This window comes from Synechococcus sp. CS-197 (assembly GCF_025128215.1).
In the GTDB taxonomy this organism is placed as follows: Bacteria; Cyanobacteriota; Cyanobacteriia; order PCC-6307; family Cyanobiaceae; genus Synechococcus_C.
Map to the genome: position 1 here is coordinate 1 of NZ_JAHLZC010000010.1, position 18356 is coordinate 18356.

General features: G+C 61.9%; 26 protein-coding genes. 11 read left to right on the forward strand and 15 right to left on the reverse strand.

Features of this window, described 5'->3' with window-relative positions:
* The coding region (locus KQ296_RS03340) for a hypothetical protein (RefSeq protein ID WP_259726357.1) at positions 1-188 on the reverse strand (188 nt) is incomplete at its 3' end.
* Here KQ296_RS03340 and KQ296_RS03345 point away from each other — a divergent pair.
* Positions 187-681, forward strand: a complete 495-nt coding sequence (locus tag KQ296_RS03345; RefSeq protein ID WP_399240208.1) for an HIT family protein — start codon at positions 187-189, stop codon at positions 679-681. The genes KQ296_RS03340 and KQ296_RS03345 overlap by 2 nt on opposite strands.
* 16 nt (positions 682-697) lie before the next feature.
* Here KQ296_RS03345 and katG read toward each other — a convergent pair whose 3' ends face one another.
* From katG to nth, 7 genes are all read right to left on the reverse strand, one after another.
* The gene (gene katG, locus KQ296_RS03350; RefSeq protein ID WP_011932700.1) at positions 698-2893 is read right to left on the reverse strand and encodes a catalase/peroxidase HPI; all 2196 of its coding nucleotides are present in this window, start codon (positions 2891-2893) and stop codon (positions 698-700) included.
* A gap of 106 nt (positions 2894-2999) precedes the next feature.
* On the reverse strand, positions 3000-3530 hold the full coding sequence (locus KQ296_RS03355) for a DUF1993 family protein (RefSeq protein ID WP_011932701.1): 531 nt from the start codon (positions 3528-3530) through the stop codon (positions 3000-3002).
* A gap of 25 nt (positions 3531-3555) precedes the next feature.
* A complete protein-coding gene (locus tag KQ296_RS03360; protein WP_050815874.1) occupies positions 3556-4425 on the reverse strand; it encodes a PfkB family carbohydrate kinase in 870 nt (289 codons plus the stop codon).
* Complete coding sequence (locus KQ296_RS03365; protein ID WP_011932703.1) at positions 4394-4960, reverse strand: hypothetical protein; 567 nt, start codon at positions 4958-4960, stop codon at positions 4394-4396. The genes KQ296_RS03360 and KQ296_RS03365 overlap by 32 nt, the downstream gene beginning before the upstream one ends.
* A gap of 79 nt (positions 4961-5039) precedes the next feature.
* Entirely contained in the window at positions 5040-5309 is a 270-nt protein-coding gene (locus KQ296_RS03370; RefSeq protein WP_011932704.1) for a hypothetical protein, read from the reverse strand.
* Between the two features lie 54 nt (positions 5310-5363).
* On the reverse strand, positions 5364-5600 hold the full coding sequence (locus KQ296_RS03375; RefSeq protein WP_011932705.1) for a high light inducible protein: 237 nt from the start codon (positions 5598-5600) through the stop codon (positions 5364-5366).
* A 57-nt stretch (positions 5601-5657) separates the two neighbouring features.
* Positions 5658-6311, reverse strand: coding sequence for an endonuclease III (nth, locus tag KQ296_RS03380; RefSeq protein ID WP_011932706.1), 654 nt, complete (start codon positions 6309-6311; stop codon positions 5658-5660).
* A 77-nt stretch (positions 6312-6388) separates the two neighbouring features.
* Between nth and KQ296_RS03385 the strand changes: the two genes are divergently transcribed.
* Positions 6389-6568, forward strand: coding sequence for a hypothetical protein (locus KQ296_RS03385; protein ID WP_011932707.1), 180 nt, complete (start codon positions 6389-6391; stop codon positions 6566-6568).
* 7 nt (positions 6569-6575) lie between these two features.
* Here the strand turns inward: KQ296_RS03385 and KQ296_RS03390 are convergent, their stop codons facing one another.
* On the reverse strand, positions 6576-6818 hold the full coding sequence (locus tag KQ296_RS03390; protein ID WP_255486297.1) for a hypothetical protein: 243 nt from the start codon (positions 6816-6818) through the stop codon (positions 6576-6578).
* A 65-nt stretch (positions 6819-6883) separates the two neighbouring features.
* On the opposite strand from KQ296_RS03390, the gene KQ296_RS03395 reads away from it, so the two are divergent.
* Positions 6884-7111: a hypothetical protein gene (locus KQ296_RS03395; RefSeq protein ID WP_011932709.1), complete on the forward strand. Its 228-nt coding sequence runs from the start codon at positions 6884-6886 to the stop codon at positions 7109-7111.
* Here KQ296_RS03395 and KQ296_RS03400 read toward each other — a convergent pair.
* Positions 7108-7629: a rhomboid family intramembrane serine protease gene (locus tag KQ296_RS03400; RefSeq protein ID WP_011932710.1), complete on the reverse strand. Its 522-nt coding sequence runs from the start codon at positions 7627-7629 to the stop codon at positions 7108-7110. The two genes, KQ296_RS03395 and KQ296_RS03400, sit on opposite strands and share 4 nt — an antisense overlap.
* Positions 7626-8402, reverse strand: a complete 777-nt coding sequence (locus KQ296_RS03405; RefSeq protein ID WP_011932711.1) for an SIMPL domain-containing protein — start codon at positions 8400-8402, stop codon at positions 7626-7628. The genes KQ296_RS03400 and KQ296_RS03405 overlap by 4 nt, the downstream gene beginning before the upstream one ends.
* Positions 8403-8515: 113 nt before the next feature.
* Between KQ296_RS03405 and KQ296_RS03410 the strand changes: the two genes are divergently transcribed.
* Both KQ296_RS03410 and KQ296_RS03415 read left to right on the forward strand, forming a co-directional pair.
* The gene (locus KQ296_RS03410; protein ID WP_259726335.1) at positions 8516-10051 is read left to right on the forward strand and encodes an NAD(P)/FAD-dependent oxidoreductase; all 1536 of its coding nucleotides are present in this window, start codon (positions 8516-8518) and stop codon (positions 10049-10051) included.
* A 73-nt stretch (positions 10052-10124) separates the two neighbouring features.
* Positions 10125-10793, forward strand: a complete 669-nt coding sequence (locus KQ296_RS03415; protein WP_011932713.1) for a class I SAM-dependent methyltransferase — start codon at positions 10125-10127, stop codon at positions 10791-10793.
* Here KQ296_RS03415 and KQ296_RS03420 read toward each other — a convergent pair.
* Entirely contained in the window at positions 10776-11006 is a 231-nt protein-coding gene (locus KQ296_RS03420) for a TIGR02450 family Trp-rich protein (RefSeq protein WP_011932714.1), read from the reverse strand. The two genes, KQ296_RS03415 and KQ296_RS03420, sit on opposite strands and share 18 nt — an antisense overlap.
* 27 nt (positions 11007-11033) lie before the next feature.
* Between KQ296_RS03420 and KQ296_RS03425 the strand changes: the two genes are divergently transcribed.
* The 3 genes from KQ296_RS03425 (at position 11034) to KQ296_RS03435 (ending at position 13520) form a co-directional block, all read left to right on the forward strand.
* Positions 11034-11582 (forward strand): DUF302 domain-containing protein, encoded by a 549-nt coding sequence (locus KQ296_RS03425; RefSeq protein ID WP_259726336.1) that lies wholly within the window; start codon positions 11034-11036, stop codon positions 11580-11582.
* A complete protein-coding gene (locus KQ296_RS03430; RefSeq protein WP_011932716.1) occupies positions 11579-12283 on the forward strand; it encodes an SDR family oxidoreductase in 705 nt (234 codons plus the stop codon). The genes KQ296_RS03425 and KQ296_RS03430 overlap by 4 nt, the downstream gene beginning before the upstream one ends.
* 106 nt (positions 12284-12389) lie before the next feature.
* A complete protein-coding gene (locus KQ296_RS03435; protein WP_041428788.1) occupies positions 12390-13520 on the forward strand; it encodes an NAD(P)-binding protein in 1131 nt (376 codons plus the stop codon).
* Between the two features lie 293 nt (positions 13521-13813).
* Here KQ296_RS03435 and KQ296_RS03440 read toward each other — a convergent pair whose 3' ends face one another.
* Positions 13814-14233 (reverse strand): DUF1499 domain-containing protein, encoded by a 420-nt coding sequence (locus KQ296_RS03440; RefSeq protein WP_011932718.1) that lies wholly within the window; start codon positions 14231-14233, stop codon positions 13814-13816.
* A gap of 24 nt (positions 14234-14257) precedes the next feature.
* A complete protein-coding gene (locus KQ296_RS03445; protein WP_011932719.1) occupies positions 14258-15190 on the reverse strand; it encodes a bestrophin family ion channel in 933 nt (310 codons plus the stop codon).
* A gap of 61 nt (positions 15191-15251) precedes the next feature.
* Between KQ296_RS03445 and KQ296_RS03450 the strand changes: the two genes are divergently transcribed.
* A complete protein-coding gene (locus tag KQ296_RS03450) occupies positions 15252-16574 on the forward strand; it encodes a Rieske 2Fe-2S domain-containing protein (protein WP_011932720.1) in 1323 nt (440 codons plus the stop codon).
* 23 nt (positions 16575-16597) lie between these two features.
* Entirely contained in the window at positions 16598-16867 is a 270-nt protein-coding gene (locus KQ296_RS03455; protein ID WP_011932721.1) for a cupin domain-containing protein, read from the forward strand.
* Positions 16868-16920: 53 nt separating this feature from the next.
* On the opposite strand, the gene KQ296_RS03460 is transcribed toward KQ296_RS03455, so the two are convergent.
* Positions 16921-17169, reverse strand: a complete 249-nt coding sequence (locus tag KQ296_RS03460) for a DUF1651 domain-containing protein (protein WP_011932722.1) — start codon at positions 17167-17169, stop codon at positions 16921-16923.
* A gap of 190 nt (positions 17170-17359) precedes the next feature.
* Between KQ296_RS03460 and KQ296_RS03465 the strand changes: the two genes are divergently transcribed.
* A complete protein-coding gene (locus KQ296_RS03465; RefSeq protein WP_011932723.1) occupies positions 17360-18352 on the forward strand; it encodes an NAD(P)-dependent alcohol dehydrogenase in 993 nt (330 codons plus the stop codon).
* Positions 18353-18356: the final 4 nt, after the last annotated feature.

Sequence of the window (18356 nt, forward strand, 5' to 3'; positions counted from 1 at the left end):
CCCCCTCGACCTGGCTGCTGCTGAGTCCACTCCTGTGGCTCTGCAAGCACCCGCCATCGGCTGAGGCTGAAGTCTCCAAAAGATTCAGCGTCAGTTGAATCGGAAAGCCCCCACCGAAAGGTGGGGGCTTTTTGTTGGTTTGCCTCTGGCCGATTCGTCAGGCTGACTGATGAGCTGATGTTGCCCATGCCCCCTGCTTCTCAACCCACAGCGACAAGCTGCGCCATCTGTTCGCTGCATCTGAACTCAGCGCAACTCGATCCCACGCTGATCTGGAGAGGTGAGCATTGGTTGCTGCGTCACCATCCCCATCCCAGTCCCCTCGTTGGTTGGTGTTTGCTCGATGTTCGGCGCCATTGCGCAGGACCGGTTGATTTCTCTGCTGCCGAAGCAGCGGACTGGGGCTTGATCGTGCAGCGCGCCTCGCGCCTGGTGAAGCACGTCAGCGGTTGTGATCGTGTGTACGCCATTGCCTTCGGGGAGGGAGCACGCCATCTGCATCTGCACCTCATCCCTCGTTGCAATGGGATCCCTGAGACGGAGGCCTGGGCCGTTGCAGACCTCTACCGGGATGTGCAGCACAACTGCCGCGCAGCGGCAGCTGAAATCGACGTTGAGGCCTGGATTCAAACGGCACAACAAAGGGCCCCTCGCCTGATGGGCGAGGGGCCCGAGGGGTAAGGGCCTGACGACTGCTTCAGCTGCGCAGATCGAAGCGGTCGAGCTCCATCACCTTCACCCAGGCTTTGACGAAGTCGGCCACAAAGCGGCTGCCGCCATCGTTCTGGGCGTACACCTCAACAATGGCGCGAAGCTGGCTGTTGGATCCAAACACCAGGTCGGCGCGACTCGCGCTCCAGCGTTCGGCACCGGTTGCGCTGTCGCGACCGATGTAGGCATCCTGCGCCTCGCTGGTTGGCGTCCAGCGGGTTGTCATGTCCAGCAGGTTCACACAGAAATCGTTGCTGAGTACACCGACGTTCTGGGTAAACACGCCTTGACGGTTGCCGGCGGTGTTCGCTCCCATCACGCGCAGACCCGCCAGCAGCACGGTCATTTCAGGGGCGCTGAGCGTGAGCAGCTGGGCTCTGTCGACGAGCAATTCCTCGGCCCGCAGGGGAAGGCCGCTGCGCTGCCAGTTGCGGAATCCGTCGGCCAGGGGCTTGAGCACATTGAACGACGCGGTGTCGGTTTGCTCCGGGCCCGCATCGCTGCGGCCAGGACGGAAGGGCACCACCACGGTGTGTCCGCCATCGGCGGCAGCCTTCTCCACGGCTGCACACCCTCCCAGCACGATCAAATCAGCGATCGAGACCGACTTGCCATTGCTGGAGCTGCTGTTGAACTGAGACTGAATCGTCTCCAGAGCCGTGAGCACACCATTGAGTTGTTCGGGGTCGTTCACCTCCCAGGTGCGTTGGGGCAGCAGCCGGATGCGTCCGCCATTGGCCCCCCCTCGGCGATCGGATCCGCGGAACGTGGACGCTGAACCCCAGGCTGCTGCCACGAGGGCGGACACGCTCTGGCCACTGGCCAGGATCTGCTGCTTGAGGGTGCTGATCTCAGCCTCATCGATCAAGGGGTGGGTGACAGGCGGAACGGGGTCCTGCCAGATCTGCACCTCCTCGGGAACATCCGGTCCGAGGTAAAGGGCGCGGGGGCCTAAATCGCGATGGGTGAGTTTGAACCAGGCGCGGGCAAACGCATCGGCGAACGCCTCCTGGTCGAGATGGAAGCGCCGGGCCACCGGCTCCATGATCGCGTCGTGCCTGAGGGACAGATCAGCGGTGGTCATGATCGGAGCGGAAGACTTCCCAGCCACATGGGCATCGGGAATCATGTGCTCGGGCTTCACATCCTTGGCCGTCCACTGCCAAGCGCCAGCTGGACTCTTGGTGAGTTCCCACTCATAGGTGAACATCATCTGGAAATAGCCCTGATCCCATCGGGTGGGGTTCGGTTTCCAGGCGCCTTCGATGCCACTGGTGATGGTGTGCTCGCCTTTGCCCGATTCGTAGGTATTGCGCCATCCAAGGCCCTGCTCATGGAGAGCAGCACCTTCCGGTTCGGCCTCAAGGTGGCTGTCCGGAGCAGCTCCATGGCACTTGCCGAAGGTATGTCCCCCGGCGACCAGAGCCACGGTTTCCTCCACGGTCATGCCCATGCGTGCAAAGGTCTCACGCACGTCGCGTCCAGAGGCCACGGGATCCGGTTCGCCGTGGGGACCTTCGGGATTCACGTAGATAAGCCCCATCTCCACAGCGGCCAGGGGCTGGTTGAGTTCTCCTTTGTCGTTGCGGCGCTCATCCTTGAGCCAGCCGGTTTCCTTTCCCCAGAACACATCCTCTTCCGGTTGCCAGATGTCCTCTCGGCCGCCGGCGAAGCCGAATGTGCGGAACCCCATGGATTCCAGGGCCACATTGCCCGAAAGGATGATCAGATCAGCCCAGGAGATGGCGTTGCCGTACTTCCGTTTGATCGGCCACAGCAGGCGCCGAGCCTTGTCGAGGTTGGTGTTGTCAGGCCAGCTGTTAAGGGGGGCAAAGCGTTGATTGCCGTGGCCGGCACCGCCACGACCATCGCCCGTGCGATAGGTGCCGGCACTGTGCCAGGCCAGACGGATGAACAAGGCTCCGTAGTGGCCCCAGTCGGCGGGCCACCAGTCTTGAGAGTCGGTCATCAGCGTCTGAAGGTCGGCCTTCAAGGCGCTGTAATCCAGGCTGGCGAAAGCCGTCGGGTAATCGAATGCGTCACCGAGCGGATTGGAGGCCGGGTGATGCTGATGCAGGATCCCGAGGTTGATCTGATTGGGCCACCAGTCGCCGTTGTTCGTGTTGCCGGCTGGTGTGACCGCACCGGTGTGGCCACTGAAGGGGCATTTCAGATCAGACATTCGACGCGAACAACAGGTTCTTTCGGGACCTTATTCAATGCATCCAATCGCCGCCAGCGATCTAGCGCACATTGGAAGAGGCTGAAGTACCTGCGGGGACACGAGCTCAGGAGTTGCTCAAAGCCATCCCCAGAAAGTCACGTTTGCCGATGTTGACACCGTTATGCCGAAGAATGGCGTAAGCCGTTGTGGTGTGGAAATACACATTGGGCAACAGGAAATCCGTGAGGAACTCGAGGGCGTGGAAGGTGAGTTTTCCGCCACCGAAGCTCTTGGGGATCGGCATCACCACGCTGCTTTGCTCCTTGCCGATGAATGCTTCTGCAGGGAATGCCTCCAGTTGCGCGAGGGTGGTGTCGATACGGGCAATCAGCCCCTCAAAACTTGGGGCGTTGTCGGGAAGGGATGAAGGATCCTCGCCAATAAGCCGTGCTGCTCCTCGGCGGGCGATGTCGGTGGCGGCCTGCACCTGTTGCTGAAGATCGAACATGTCGGGATAGAGCCGACTGGCCAGCAGCACGGTTTCATCGATTCCCCGCGCCTCGAGATCGGCGGCCGCCAGGCGCAGAATTTCCTGCAAGTTGCTGAGGACCCGTTTGAGCTGCCGGATGGCCAGGGTGTGCAGGTCGGTGCTCATGGCCGGGGGACTGAGGACCCCACTCTTAGCCATAGGGACCGAAACGCGTCGCGCAGGCAGCACCACAGCGCGCACCGAGTTGCACGGCATCCGCCACTGCCCAGCCCGCGGCCAGGCCAGCGGTCACACCCGCGGCAAAGCTGTCGCCGCAGCCGTAGGACTCGACGCTGGGACCAGGGAGAGGCTCTGGGGCAAAGCGACCTCCGGGAACCAACAGACCACCCTCAGCACCCTCTGTGGCGATGCGCAGCCTGGGGGCGGGTTCAGGGGTTCCCTCGGGCAGCTGTTCGCTGGGATCAAGGCCACTGCCGATCAAGGCATCCAGTGGAACCGATGCCTCCTCCAGCACCGGCAGACGCAGCCTTGGCGTGGCTGTGAGCACCCTGGCTTGTCGGGCCAGGCGCAAGCCAGCGGCATCGGTCGCGGACACGAACACGCCATCGCAGCTCGCCAAGCGTTCCCAGCCAAGGTCATCCTCTGCGCAAGGGGTGAGGCGTTCCCCAATCACGGTGATGGCCCGGTCGCCGCCGGGATCCATCAGGCTGATGCCACGCCGGCTCGGGGTGTCGCGCCAGGCAACCACAGGCTCCACCCCCAGCTCCCTGAGGCGTTGTTCACTGCGTTGTCCGATGGCATCGGAGCCGAGAGCGGTGAAAAACAGCACCCGACGCCCAGTGAGACGCGCCAGCTGAACAGCAACGACAGCTCCTGCGCCGGCCGGTTCCTCGAGGGATCGGCAGGCCCGGCTGATGCGGCCTGGCTGGGGCAGAGCATCGACTTCCAGAAACGTGACCCATTCCTGATGACCGATCACGGCCAGGTTCAAGGCGGACAGGTCTGGCAGGTCGTTGAGGTCCACAGGGTTAGGGCAGAGGCAGCACGGACTTGGCTGCATCACGCAGGCGCACATTGATCTTGCCGCCCACGGAGTTCACCCTGACCCCGCCGATGATGTTGAGCGTCTCCCCATCGGGAGTGCTCACCTGCAGTGTTTCACCATCCACCGCCTGAATGGAGACGGGATTGGAGACCTCCGAAACGACGATGGGGGTGTCCACATTCACATCACTGTTGACCTCCAGCGGTGTGCTGGTGTCCACCTGAATCGGCCGGCTTAAGGACACTCCTTCCGGGACTTTGACGCTGCCGCTGACTGGAAGCGCCTTAATGGCCTCGACGGACAGCGCACCCTCACTTTTAACGCGCACGGGGACTTTGAACTGTTCCACGCTCACGCCTCCGACAAGTTTCACAGGCAGGGGCTGACTGAGAGGCAGACCGATGGGGATTGGTTTTCTCAGAATCTGTACGGCGGCGATGGCAACGGCCCAGGCCGCCAGGACGACGGCCAGGGGCCAGCGACTGGCCATCAGCAGCTCGAACCAGCGGGGATCGTTCGCTTGCCTTTGCGTGTCGCCGCGGTCGGTCATGGCTGCTGTTGCACAAAATCAACCCGGTTGTACCGGGTTCTGGGATCGGCAGCATGAATCCGAAGGGGGCTTCAAGCGATCAGAGTTCGTAGTCCTCCTCGAATTGGCTCAGCAGCCCCTTGTAGAGAGCCAGGGTTCCCTCGCTTTCTTCGGTCACGCCTTCGCTGTCATAAAGCTGGGTGAGATGGGCGCTGGCCACGTGCACGCGGGAAAACGCTTCCGCATATTCGTTCTGAATGTCTTCTTCCCGGATATCCCGAATCATCGCGGAGATGAACTCCACTTTTTTTTGGGCGGCTTTGATTTCAGCCTCCATCTCCTTGCTGAGCTTGCGGCGCTTGCGAGGCATGCCTCTGATCTGACAGCCCTCAACACTAGAGCTGAGGGCGTGTGGTGGCGTTGATCAGAAGCAGAAGGGCAAATACTGGGCACTGCAGGCGGCATAGCCATCAACCAGGGGGCCCAAGCCGATCTGATGCAAGATGCCTTGTCCCGTCAGCCCCTCGGTGATCACACCAATCACAAATCCGAGCATGGCGGCGCGTCCGTTGAAACGTTCGACCTTTGCCAGCTGCTCTTCGTGAATGGCACGAGCCGCCGAGCCTTGGAACCAGCTGTCTTGTGCGGAATTGCGCTCCATGTCTTGCACCTGTCGTTGTACAACAAACTGTAACAGTAATTTGACGATTGGTTTTGACTAGGCCTTTTTCCATTCAACAGGCTTTCTGCGCCGGGGGTAAAGCTCGCGGCAGAGCGGGCACACCGTGCCGTCGCACCCTCGGGCCGTGCAGTACTCCCGCCCGTAAAAAATGATCTGGAGATGAAGCTTGTTCCAAGAGTCTTTGGGAAACAGCTTCTTGAGATCTTTTTCGGTTGTCGCCACCGACTCTCCGCTGCTCAGCCCCCAGCGCTGGGCCAAGCGGTGGATGTGGGTATCCACAGGGAATGCGGGAACACCGAAAGCTTGCGCCATCACCACGCTGGCGGTTTTGTGGCCCACGCCTGGCAGCGCTTCCAGTTCTTCGAAGCTGGCCGGAACCTGGCCTGCATGCACATTCACAAGAATGTGGGCCAACTTGTGCACATTCTTGGATTTGGTCTTGGCCAGGCCAAGTTGGCGGATATGGGAGAGGATCTCGTTCTCGTTGAGGGCGGCCATCGCTTCTGGCGTGGGGCCGGCGGCAAACAGTGCGGGTGTGACCTCATTCACCTTTTTGTCGGTGCACTGAGCGCTGAGCAGAACCGCGATCAACAGGGTGAACGGATCGCTGTGGTCGAGAGGGATCGGCGGTTCGGGATAGTGCGCGTTCAATCGCTCCAGAACCACGGCCGCCCGCTCGTGCTTCTTCATGACGCTGAAACGAAAGCGTCATCGTTGCAGCGCTTCCTTCCGGATGCGAGCATCAACAACCTCTGAAACCTCCGTTGATGAGCTCCCAGGCGTCTAGACCCGAATCCGACACGCTGAGCGCTTACGAACGGGTGGTGCAAAAAGAGGAGGAAGCCGCACAGAAGCGAGCGAAAGCTGAGGATGCAAAAGCAAAAGAGGATGATCCCAGCGACCTCTACAGGCAGCACAGCCATCAGCAGTCGATGGAAGGGGGGTGACGCTGATTCAGGACCCTGGTTGGATCGCTTTTTTCACAGACTCAACGCCCTTCTGGATTGCTTCGGCTGGTGCCTTGATCATCTGCTGTTTGGTGTTCGACCAGATGTTGATGGCATACACAATTGATCCTCCAATGATCAGCGCGGCCACAACCAAGCCGATGCCATTGCCTCCCTGCTTGATCACCACGGGTTGCTGCTGATCCTGTTCGCTCATGGCCAAGGTCGTTCCTGAAGCGGTTGTAGCCATCGCGCCCGATTCTGGCCGCTGAGTGGATTTGACTTACGGTCACGGTCGACGTCGCCATTGCTTCCTTGAGCAGCACAACCCGGGGTGTGATCTACGTGTCGGTGTGGGTGGTGATTTGGGGCACCGCTGCGTCGCTTGTTGATTGGCTTCTCCTCAATGCCGATCTCTACGAGACCGGCAGTTTCGGGCAGGTGGCCACATTCATCGGCTACGGAGCTGCTGCTGCCGTTCTGGCCGTGAAAGCCTCCGGTCGCTTCTTGGGGGGGGGCAGCGCAGAGGACGAAGAGAGCTAAGACTCGTTCTGCACGGCTTTCGCTGCGATCAGTCCGGCGATGAATCCTGTGGCATGGCCGATCCAGCTCACACCAGCCGGTGACGCCCAGGGCAGAAGTCCTGGCAAGGCACTGCCGAACAGCAACAGGGTGATCAGGCTCAAAAGGATGGCCAGAGGCCGCCGTTCGAGAAAGCCGATGCACAGCAGGTAGCCGAGGAGTCCATACACCACACCGGAGAGGCCATGGGCTCCAACGGGCCAGAACAGCCACACCGGGATTTCCAGCAGGATGACCGCGATCCAAACGGCGACATAGGCCCTGGTGCTGCGCGCCAGCACCAGGTAACTGAGGGGAAGAAACACCAGGCTGTTGGCGAGCAGATGCCCGAATCCCCCATGGCTGAAAGGCGCTGTGAACAAGGTCCACCAAGGAGTCCCAGGGCCCATGGCCAGATTCCAGCGACCGGCGAACACCAGTTGATCGATCAGCTCCTGGAGCCAGGCGATGCCCAGGAGGATCAGCGGAAGTGCGATCACTGCACGCGGAACGTCACACCCATCACGGCGGTGATGTCCTTGTTAATCGTGCGGGTGTCGTACGAGCCGTAGCGGCCCATGTCCGTTGAATTCGGAACCGTGATCTGAAACGTGCCGGTATCGGCTTTGGTGATGGCCCCAATTCCTGATCCTGCCTGCCCTGCAATGGCCACGGCGCGTTTGCGCGCGTCGGCTGTGGCTTTGGCGAGCATGTCGACGCGTTTGTCGGCGAGCTTTGTGTAGGTGTAGGCAGGCGGCTGAATCGTGAGCGAGACGCCATCACCCACCAGTGAACCGATGGATCGAGACACCTTGCTGATCAGAATCACATCGGGGGTGCTGATGCGGATCGGCTGCCGGGCCGACCACTCCGTTTTGATCAGGGCCCCGTTCATACGGTTGCGGATGTCGTTGCTCGACGATTCAAGAACCGCGAGCTGAATGGAGCTGTCGGGAACGCCCTGCGTCCGCAGAAACGCCAGTGTTCGCTGAAGATCCGGCTGCAGAGCCTGATAGGCAGCCTGCTGGCTTGCCCCGCTGCCTTGAACCACCACGGTCCAGTCGGCGTAGTCACTGCGGATGCGTTCGGTGCTCGCACCCGTCACGGTGATGGTGTCTGCGGCCGTGCGGATCCCTTTCACAGCCACAGCACCGGCCACCACCAGTCCGGCACTGAGCACCACCATGGGCAGCACCAGCGGAGGCGTCCGACGGATCCAGCCCATGAAGCCGCTCGCTGGCACGTGTGGGGCCTGGGTTTCGAGTCCGTCCACTGGATCACGTTTCGTCGTATCAAAACCCTAGGGACTGCGTGTCGTCCGGCATGTCCGCAACGGTGCGGAGCTGTGACCGGCTATGAATCGTTCACCGCTCTCTGCACCTCTCCATGACCACCAAAACCGAGGTGATCGTGATCGGCAGCGGCATCGGTGGCTTGTGTTGTGCCGCCCTTTGTGCCCGTGCTGGCCATGAGGTGCTCGTGCTAGAGGCCCATGGGGCACCCGGTGGTGCTGCTCACGGCTTTCAGCGCCAGGGTTATCACTTCGAATCCGGTCCATCGCTGTGGAGTGGTCTGGGCCGGTGGCCCAGCAACAATCCTCTCGCTCAAATCCTTCGGGCTCTCGATGAACCGATCGAGGTGATGTCCTACCGGGACTGGGACGTTCTCTTCCCGGAAGGTCATCTTCGGATCGGCGTTGGCGCTGACGGTTTTGAGCAGGTGGTGCAACAGCTTCGCGGTGATGCAGCCGTTGAGGAATGGAGGCGTTTCGCCAGAACGCTGCAGCCAATCGCTGCTGCGGCGGATGCTCTGCCCCTGCTGGCGCTTCCACCGGCAGGGATCAATGGACTGGGCCCCCTTCTCAAACGCAGCGGCCGCTTGTTGCCCCATCTTCCAGCTCTTCGCCATCTCAGCGGTGCCTTCGCTCCGCTTGTGGACCGTCAGCTAACGGACCCCTTCTTGCGGCACTGGGTTGACCTTCTCTGCTTTCTGATCAGCGGGATGCCGATGGCCGATACCAACGCTGCGGCCATGGCCACCCTGTTTGGGGAATGGTTTGATCCTGAGGCCTGTCTTGACTTCCCCAAGGGCGGAAGTGCCGGTGTTGTGAACGCTCTTGTGCGGGGCTTGCAAAAGCACGGTGGGACGTTGCGACTGGGGGCCCGGGTCAAGCAGATCAGGCTTGATGGCGATCGGGTGATCGGCGTGGAGCTCACCAACGGAGAGCAACTGGATGCGGATCATGTGGTGAGCAATGCCGACGCCTGGAGCACGGCGGCGTTGCTGCCAGAGAAGGGCACGTCGCGATGGCGGCAGGAACGTTTGAACACGCCTGCTTGCGGTTCATTCCTGCATCTTCATCTCGGTTTTGATGCTGCTGGGTTGGATGACCTGCCGATCCATACCGTCTGGGTTGGGGACTGGGAGCGAGGCATTACAGCGGAGCGCAACGCCGTGGTGGTGTCAGTTCCGTCGGTGTTGGATCCCGCTATGGCACCTCCTGGTCAGCACGTGCTGCATGCCTACACGCCAGCGAATGAACCTTGGGAGCACTGGAGCGGGTTGGAGCGATCCACGCCTGAGTACGACCGCCAGCGTGCTGATCGCTGTGGGGTGTTCTGGCATGTGCTGGAGCAGCGCATTCCCGATCTCCGCAGCCGTTGCCGGGTGGTGATGGAGGGCACGCCACTGACGCACCGCCATTACTTATCGGTTCATCACGGCAGCTATGGCCCCGCGCTCTCGGCAGCTCGGGGATTGTTCCCTGGGGTGCAGACCCCGGTGGAAGGACTCCTCCAGTGCGGTGCTAGCACCTTCCCCGGTATCGGCATTCCTCCGGTGGCCGCCAGCGGTGCGATGGCGGCCCATGCCATCACTGGTAAAAAAGCCCAGTCCGAGCTGCTCGAGAGCCTGGGGCTCTGATGCGTCTTCCCTGGTGTGACGCACTTCTCCGCGTCGTTCCTTAGGTTCCGTCTCCACCTCAGCAGGCAGATCCGTGGTCGTTCAGGTTCTCAGTGCCAACGAGCGCTACAAGCTGGATGGCAGTGATGATGCTCTCTTCTACAGCGAGCCTCGTTTCGTTCAGCATCTGGATGGCGGTTTCAGAGGGCGACTGACCCAGCTCTACCGCGAACGCATCCCCACCTGTGCCGTGGTGCTGGATCTAATGAGCAGCTGGGTGAGTCACCTTCCCGACGATCAGCGTTATGAGCAAGTGATCGGCCATGGCCTCAACGCCCAGGAGTTGGAGGCCAATCCCCGTCTCGATCGTCATTGGGTTCAGAACCTCAACCAGTTGCAGGAGTTGCCTCTCGACGACAGCAGCGTGGATTGCACCTTGATTGTGGCGGGATGGCAATACCTGCAGCAGCCGGAAGCCATTGCCGAGGAGCTTCTGCGGATCACCCGTCCCAACGGCCAGGTGATCGTGGCGTTCAGCAATCGCATGTTCTTCACCAAAGCTCCTCAGATCTGGACCGATGGTGCCGATGGCGATCACCTTCGTTATGTCGCTGAAGTGCTGATGGCTCAGGGCTGGCCCAAGCCGGAACTGATTGCTGAGGAGACCCGCATGCCTGGCCCCATGGGTTGGGTGGGCGGAAAGGGCGATCCATTCTTTGCGGTGATCGCCACCAAACCAGTGCCCTCAGCTGCCACCGTCTGATGGCTCAGGGGGAATCGACTGCCAGCCGCTGTCCCAGCGCGATCGGTCGCAGAGCTCGCTCCAGCTGAGGCGCAGTCGAACCTCAGGTGTGAGTACGGAGCAGAGTTCCACCCAGCGCTCGGCTCCTCGCCCCCCCTGGAGCACCAAGCGGAAGTGGCGTCGTCCCTCCCGGGGGGTGCGGCTTGTCCAGGCCTGGGCGGCTTTCCAACTCACCTAGCGTGCGCTGATTGCTGAAACGTCATGATGCCGCTGCTTGGGGGTCGCCTGTTGCCCATGGTCAGCAGTGTGATGTTGCTGGGATCGGCAGCCTTGTTGGAGAGCAGCCATCGACAGCTCGCAGCTGCCCCAACAGTTTCTGCTGCCCCAACAGCCGTTGCTGACACCAAGGCCCTGACGGGTTACATCCGCCAGTGGGAGTCGCCGTTCACGGTTGCTGAGACGGTGCGGCGTTTGCGTGCTGGCTTTCAGCAACAGGGGTTTGAGATCCGGGCGGAGCTGAACCATCAGCGCACGGCCCGTGAGCAGGGACGGCGGATTCCTGTCAACACGGCCTTGCTCGTCAGCAAACCTTCCCTGGATGCCGTGGTGCTGGCCGCCAATCCGCTCGCCAATCTGTTTATACCGTTCACCATCGCTGTGTGGGATCAGGCGGGCACCACCCGGATCGGCTACTGGAATCCCAAAACGGACATCGCCGCATTGCTGGAGATCAAGCAGGGAGAGGCGGCTGCAGCCTTGGCAGACTTGCAGGAGATCCTGGCCGATGTGATCAAGGAGACCCTGCCATGAGCCCACGCACGATCGCCATCAGTGGAGCGTCTGGCAAGACAGGGTTCCGAATTGCTGAAGAGGCCCTGGCCAGCGGGGATCAACCGCGGTTGCTGTTGCGCTCTGATTCGCAGATCCCAAAGTCTCTCGAGGGTTGTGAGCAGCAGCGTTTGAGCTTGCAGGACTCTCCCGCCCTGGATCAGGCGCTCCATGGCGCCGATGCGCTGGTGATCGCTACCGGAGCGCGGCCGTCCGTGGATCTCACCGGTCCGATGCGGGTGGATGCCTGGGGTGTGCAGCGTCAGATCGAGAGTTGCCAACGGGTTGGGCTGCGCCGTGTGGTGCTCGTGAGCTCTCTCTGCAGCGGTCGCTGGCGCCATCCACTCAACCTGTTTGGGCTGATCCTGGTGTGGAAACGCGTGGGTGAGCGCAGTCTTGAACGCAGCGGACTGGACTGGACCGTGATTCGTCCCGGTGGTCTGTCGGAACGGGAGGATGCGCTCGAGACTGAGGGCATTGTCTGGACCGGGCCGGATCAGCAGGACAGTCAATCCATCCCCAGGCGCCTGGTGGCGCGTTGCTGCCTTGAGGCCTTGGAAACCCCGGGATCCATTGGCCGGATTCTCGAGGTCACCAGCAACACCCAGCAAATGGTGCAACCGCTGTCGGAAGCGTTATTGAGTATCGATGCCTACGGCGCTGCTGCTGCGACCGCGCGATAAAGGGCGCGTCAGAGGGCATTGCTCTGGGACGCCAATCGGGAGAGTCAAGACGGGCCGCCACCCGTCTTTTTTTGTGTTCAGACTCTTGGCAGAGGGCGATGTGCTCATGGCTGATGTGGATCTGGCGGTGATCGGTGCGGGGCTTTCGGCCTGTGCTCTGGCATCGGCCCTGCGCCGCAAGCAAGCGGTTGACTCCCTGGTGATCCTTGAGGCCGGACGCGGGCCGGGTGGTCGTTGTGCAACGCGACGGCGGCGGGATGACGCCCTCTGGCGGCTGGATCATGGAGCCCCGACCCTCAGCTTCAGTGGCCCACCGCAGGGGCCTTTGGGCGCGCTTGTTGACGATCTCTGTGACCGCGGGGTGTTGGTGCCGGATGCTGGTTGCGTTGTCGGTCTCGATGGCGCTGGCGCGCTGGTGGAACCTCCCGCTCATCCGTTGCTGTGTGGCCCGCGCTGGCGCGGGCAACCCACCATGGCCGCCGTGGCTGAAACGCTGTTGGCAGACGCCGGGGAGGCTGTGTTCACCTGCTTCGGGGAGCGCATCAGCACGCTCCGCTGGCATGACGGACACTGGTTGCTGCCTGGTGGTTGGCGGGCCAGGACGCTGGTGCTGAGTGGAACACTGCTCGCCCATCCGCGATCGCTGGCGATGCTGGGCTGGCCTGATGTGCCTCTGCGCAGCGCTGTGGCGGAGGGGGTTGACCCCAGTCTTGATGCAGCTCTGGCCTCAATTGCCGTGATGACGGCCAGCGTGCGCTGGAACCTGATGCTGGAGTTGCCCTCGGTGAATGCTGGGCTGGGCACTGCAGATTCGCTCCCCCGACAGATCTGGCTGACGCCGGAGGCCCGGGATCACTGCGGTGTGGAACGGCTGGTTGTGCACCCACAGAGCGATGGTCGCCTTGGTTTGGTGGTGCATGGCCTCGATGACGGTGCTGCGATCAGGCCGGACACCCAACCGGATCTGCTTGTGCATCACGAGAGGCGATTGCTGGCGGCCTTGCCTCCGCTGCTTGGGCCTTGGCCTGCCCTGCAGGCGGCTCTCCCGGAGGCGAGAAGCCTCGGGGTGATGCGCTGGGGTGCGGCGCAACCCCTCGACCATGCCTTGCCCCGGGATCTGCAGTGGTGTCCGCAGGCCCGGGTGGGGTTCTGCGGCGACTGGATCGCCGGTTCTGGCTTTGGGATGGCGGAAGGCGCTTTGCAAAGTGCGTTGGATCTGGCTGAAGCGATGCCGTGAAGCCCGCAATTGGCGACGCCTCACTCAGATTTGTTTCATCAGCTAAAAAAAATCTCGAGATTGCGCACTCAAGCTGGCTGCGTTGCGGATTGCACGTCAGAACTGAAGAAAGGCTTCTCGCCATGCGATCGCACTTTCAGCCGGTTCGGCTTCATGCCAGCGTCCACGACGATGAACCCTGCCAATGTGCTGGGTGTGTGGCCTTGCGAGGTCGGCTTCAGGCCATGGTTTTAACGGCGCCGGGGCGGTCGGGGGCCGTCCGCCCTGCAGCGGATGAACGCTGAAACTTGGTTTCAAGGTTGGCTCAGGCCCTGCGTGTCCAACGCCTGGGCCAGGACCTGCAGGCGCTGACCGTTCACCCCCAGATCGGAATCACCCAGGCGCGAAATCGAGCGGGCCTCGAGCCGTTCGGGATCGGCTGCATTGAGTTCCACATCATCGACAAAGCCGAAGATGCGGCTGCTGAACGTGGCATGGAGGTAGCCATCGTCGCGACTGATCACTTCCGCCTGCGGTGTTGATTCGATCAGTGTGGTGAGGCTCTCCAGTGCGGCACCGGAATCCGTCACAGTCCAGTCAACCCGTGCGCAGTGCGCGGGGCCGGGGCAGGGGCTGAGGTGACCGCCCCGCACTCCCAGATCGTCCGGGACAGGGCCGACCCAATGAAACAGGGCGAGAACAAGGGGTAGGGCGAAGAGAGCGAACGAGGGCATGGTGGGAGAGAGCGGGTGGAAAGCTCAGGTCCAGCGCACTGGATCCTTTGAATTCAGATGCTGCACATGGTCAGCGTCACCATCGAGGAGATCGCGGCTGATCGTGAGGCAGATGCTGTCGAGCGGGAGGGAAAAGCTGCTGCCGTCAGCGTCGAAGGGGCCCTCGACATAGGCGCCGATGCGTTCCGCCATCAGAAACAGCAGCACGATCAACACTCCACTGATCGGAATTCGGGGCTCGGGCCCAAGGTCGTGAAAGTACAGGAGCAGGAGCAGTCCGAACAGCCAGGTGAGCAAGCGCACGAACACGTCGTACGACGCTGGTAAGGGGGTGTTGCGGATCCGCTCCAATCCGCCGATGGCATCGGTGCAGGCATTGGCCACCTCCATCAGCTGCATGCGTCCGAAGCTGTCGATGTGCTCCTGGCGATGAAGGTCTCGGATCCACTCGGCCCGCTGCAGGCCGAGCTGGCGCAAGCTGCTGCTGCGCGGCAGCTTGAGGCCATCGAGGAGTTGCCCTTGCAGCTCCCTGAGCTCCCGGTGCCAGAAGTTGCGCAGCTGGAAATTCAGCTGCCACACCAGAGCCACCTGCAACTGCAGAAGCTGGCGTTCCTCTTTGCGGTTGATGCGTTCGCTGCTCAGGTGGGCGCGGAGGGTGTCGGCCCAGCTCCGGCTCACATTCACGATCGATCCCCAAAGTTTCCTCGCCTCCCACCAGCGCCCGATGGCCTGGGTGTTGCGGAAGCCGATGAAGATCGAGGCCGCGATGCCGAGAATCCTCACCACATCGCCATCGGCTGTCCAACCACCGGGAATCGCATTGCTGTTGATCAGCACGGCGATGGCCAGCAGCAGCAGCAACTCCAGGCGCATGCGTTTCATCAGCTGCAGCAGCACCAGGGAGTAGTCCCGGCGGCGCGTGCTGGGCGGATGGCCGTAGTCCCCGAGATCAATCATGGTTTTGAGGTCACAGACGCTGCTCCAAGACGGCGATCATGACTGCACTCGTGCACGACCCATGCATGCCAGCTGGACGGAGCAGTGGTGGCCGGTTGCCTACCTGCGCGATCTCGATCCGAAACGACCGCAGCGGTTCACCGTTCTGGAGAGGGATCTCGTGCTGTGGTGGGACGCCTCGATCGGAAGCTGGCGGGCCTTCGATGACGTCTGTCCCCATCGATTGGTACCCCTAAGTGAGGGACGCATCAATGCCTCAGGGGAACTGGAGTGTCCCTATCACGGCTGGAGTTTCGATGGAGAAGGCCGTTGCACACGGATCCCCCAGATGGCGGAAGGGGCCAATGCATCGGGGCGCCGGTCCAGCTGCAACAGCCTCCCTACCTGTTCTGGCCAGGGGTTGCTGTTCGTGTGGACCGGCGATCCGACGATGGCGGGCGCCAAAGATCCACCGCTTGTGCCGTTGCTTCAAGAGCAAGGAGATGGCTGGGCTGATGGCTGGATCGTGCAGGACACCTTCCGCGACCTGCCCATGGATGCACTCACCCTGCTTGAGAATGTGCTGGATGTGAGTCATGTGCCGTTCACGCATCACAAAACCGTGGGTAACCGGGAGAATGCCGCCCCTGTGCTGGCCGTGATCCGAGCGGAGAACGATTCGGGATTTGAGGCCTTCTGGGAGGAGGGCCCCCGCCGAGGCCGGCTCGGCTCTCAGTTCACCCACTTCAGTGCCCCCCAGCTGATGTGGCACGACCTTGATGCCAAAGGGTTCGCGCGGATTCTCACCGTGGTTTACGCCGTGCCGATCCGCCGCGGTGAGTGTCGCCTGTTCGCGCGCTTCCCGTTCCAGTTCAAGTCCGCGTTGCCACGGCTGCTGGTGGGTCTGCGACCCCGATGGCTGCAACACATCGGTAACCACAAAGTTCTGGAAGACGACCAGGTGTTTCTGCACTGGCAGGAGCGGGTGCTGGAATCTGCCGGCGGCAGTGCAGCCGCTGAGCGTGCGTTTTTTCTGCCAACCGAGGCGGATGTCTATGTGGCCGCGTTGCATCGCTGGATTAACAGCCACGGCGGCGAACCTTTCGCTGGACAGCGGCTTCCGCCAAGGCAGGGGATTGCTTCGCTCATGGATCGCTACAACAGCCATACCGTGAACTGCCGCAGTTGCTCCCAGGCGCTGCATTGGATTCGACGGGGCCAGCCCTGGTGCTGGGTTGTCCTCTGGACGGCGGCGGTGTTGATCGGCGTTGGCCAGATGGGCTGGTTGAGTGCCTTGGGCGGGCTGCTGGCTGTGGTTGCTGCGCTGCTGCTCCAGCGTCTGCGGCGGTGGGAGCGGGGATTGACGGTCGGCGATGGGCTAGCGCCGCGCAATTATGGAACTTGATTGAAGACATCATCGGTTTGGCGATGATCCATGTGACTTCTCCGTGCCCTGACAGCGTGATCGTGGCGCTGGGGATTCGTGAATGGCCAATCTGGGCCTGTGAAGCCAGTGAATTTCCCTGGCACTACGACCAGAGGGAAACCTGTCTGTTGCTGGAAGGTGACGTCACCGTGACGCCCGAATCTGGTGCGCCCGTGCGCATCAAGGCCGGGGATTTGGTGGAATTTTCCGCCGGGTTGACGTGCAGGTGGACCGTGCATGAAGCGGTGCGCAAGCATTACCAGTTCGGTTGAGGCTTGAGCTGTTGGCTGACGGGTCGTCTCGCTGCCGGTTTCAGACGTCCACATCAGACATCCACATCAGCACCCCATTGGGGCCTGCAGGGCTGCCAGCCCACCCGCAGTAGCTCCTTCCAGAGGAGTTCCGCTGTTTCCCGGCGTAGGTGCACCCGGGTGGTCAGCAGCGGGGGCTGGTCTGGAAAAGGTCTCCCTGAATCCACGAACACCCGGGGGTCGCGGTGCCAGCTTTTTTCATCGGGGTGGAACCGTTTCGTGTCCTGGGTGTGTGGGTCCTGGATCCAACCGTGACGGGGCATCGCTTTCGGGGGGTGATCAGGGAAGCGCGCATCCACTCCTCCGCTTTGAAGGGTGCATAAGGCGAACTCGGAGCCATGGAGACGCTGCTGGTACGCCTGTTCTAATTGGGTAGTACAAATGTGTCAATGCGCCGTGGCGCTGCCTGGGCGGCATGACTAAAGACAAGGAAGAACCATTGCGGGTTTCCCTGTGATCTCTGTCTGGCAAGCACCGTCCGCAGGGGCCCCTCTTGAGTGCGGCCAGCGGCCAGCCCCTGAGCCTGCAGCTGACGAGCTGGTACTGGAGGTGATGCACTGCGGCCTCTGCCACAGCGACCTCTCGATGATCGGCAATCACTGGGGTGTCAGCCGCTATCCCCTCGTGCCGGGCCATGAAGTGATCGGCAGGGTCACGGCGGTTGGCGAGGGGGTGGATCCGGGCTTGATCGGCGACGTTCGCGGTCTGGGCTGGATCAGCGGAAGTTGCAACCACTGCAGCCTCTGCCTCGGCGGTGATCAGAACCTCTGCACGTCTCTGGAAGCCACGATCGTGGGACGGCAGGGGGGCTTCGCCAGTCACGTGGTGGCTCGGCAAGACTGGGCGATCCCGCTTCCGCCTGGTCTGGATCCGGCCGATGCAGGACCCTTGTTTTGTGGTGGCATCACCGTGTTTGCACCGCTGGTGGATGAAGCGGTGTCGCCCACAGCCCATGTGGCCGTGGTGGGCATCGGTGGGCTGGGCCATATCGCCTTGCAATTCGCGCGGGCTTGGGGCTGTGAAGTCACCGCCATCACCACCAATCTCGCCAAGGCGGAACAGGCACGACGCTTTGGTGCCCATCACGTGGAGGAACTGGAGATGCTTCCTGATCTTCAGAGCCGGTTTGATCTGGTGATCAATACGGTCAACCATCCCCTCGACTGGAGTGCGGTGATGGCGTCGCTCAGGCCTCGGGGACGCCTGCATCAGCTCGGGGCTGTGCTGGAGCCGATTCAGGTTGGCGCCTTCGATCTCATCCCCGCCCGGCGCTCGATCACCGGTAGCCCCACGTCCTCACCAGCCAGTCTTCAGAAGATGGTGGAGTTCTGTGTTCGCCACAACATCCTCCCACTGGTTGAGCATCTGCCGATGGATCAGGTGAATGTGGCGATTCAACGGCTTGCCAAGGGCGATGTGCGCTATCGCTTTGTGCTCGATGCCTGATGTC